Source organism: Mesorhizobium sp. M8A.F.Ca.ET.181.01.1.1 (assembly GCF_004792025.1).
In the GTDB taxonomy this organism is placed as follows: Bacteria; Pseudomonadota; Alphaproteobacteria; order Rhizobiales; family Rhizobiaceae; genus Mesorhizobium.
In genome coordinates, this window is the sequence record NZ_SRTV01000034.1 from 1 (window position 1) to 1,206 (window position 1,206).

General features: G+C 64.9%; 1 protein-coding gene. It reads left to right on the top strand.

Annotation, left to right across the window (positions count from 1 at the left end):
• Positions 1 to 79 precede the first annotated feature (79 nt).
• Positions 80 to 1,206 (top strand): integrase core domain-containing protein (locus tag EN824_RS33425; protein WP_135933156.1); only part of this gene is annotated, 1,127 nt, incomplete at its 3' end.

Sequence of the window (1,206 nt, forward strand, 5' to 3'; positions counted from 1 at the left end):
TGTCCGAACCGGATAGATAGGTAACAGAATGGACCGATAGCATGGGTGACAGTTTTCTTGTCCGCCGGGAGGACCGGCGATGGTTTGGCGAGAAACTGGGATCATGGACGAGCGGCTACGGTTTGTTGTGGATTGCCTTTCGGGTGAAGAGACGATGATCGAGCTCTGTGCGTCTTATGGGATATCGCGCAAGACCGGCTACAAATGGCTTGGACGCTATCGCGCGTTCGGCCCGGAAGGTTTGCACGATCTGCCGCGCGCGCCGCTCAATCACGGCCGGGCGACGGCGCTGGACCTGGTGGAGCGGATCGTTGCCGCCAAGGAGGTGCATCCGCTGTGGGGGCCAAAGAAGATCGTGGCGCGTCTCAAGCGCACGGCTCCCGAGCTGGTTTGGCCGTCGGCCTCGACGGTGGGCGCGATCCTTGCACGGCACGGGCTCGTAGGCGCCCGCAAGCGGCCACGTCTGCGAGCCTGTGGCAACGGACCGTGGCCGGAGCCGCAAGGGCCGAATGCGGTGTGGACTGGCGATCACAAGGGGTGGTTCCGGACTGCCGACGGGTGGCGCTGCGATCCGTTGACGGTGATGGATGCCTCGAGCCGCTACCTTCTGGCGCTCGAAGCGACGGGCTCGACGGCGGACGCCGAGGCCTGGCCGGTGTTCGAGCGGCTGTTTGAGGAGCATGGCCTGCCGGATCGCTTCAGAAGCGACAATGGCTCGCCCTTCGCGTCGGCCGGCGTCACCGGGCTGACGCCGCTTGCGGTGCGCTTCATCAAGCTCGGCATCACGCTGGAACGGATCGCGCCCGGCAAGCCACAGCAGAACGGTCGCCACGAGCGCTTCCATCTGACCATGCTGCCACTGGCCAAGGACCCGGAGGCCGACAGAACGGCTCAGGGCCGGGCCTTCGAAGCCTTCCGGCGCAGCTACAATGAGGAGCGTCCGCATGAGGCGCTTGCCATGGACACTCCAGCCCAGCATTACCGCCCGTCGCAACGAGCCATGCCAAGGACGCCACCCGAGCCCGATTATCCGCAAGAGGCCGCGGTTCGCTGGGTGCGCCACAATGGCGAGATCAGGTGGAATGGCGGCTTCGTCTATGTCTCGCAATCACTGGCCGGCGAAGCCGTCGCGGCCACCGAAGCCGAGGACGGCCAATGGGCACTTACCTTCCATGATTATCCGCTTGGCATCATCGACACCAGACG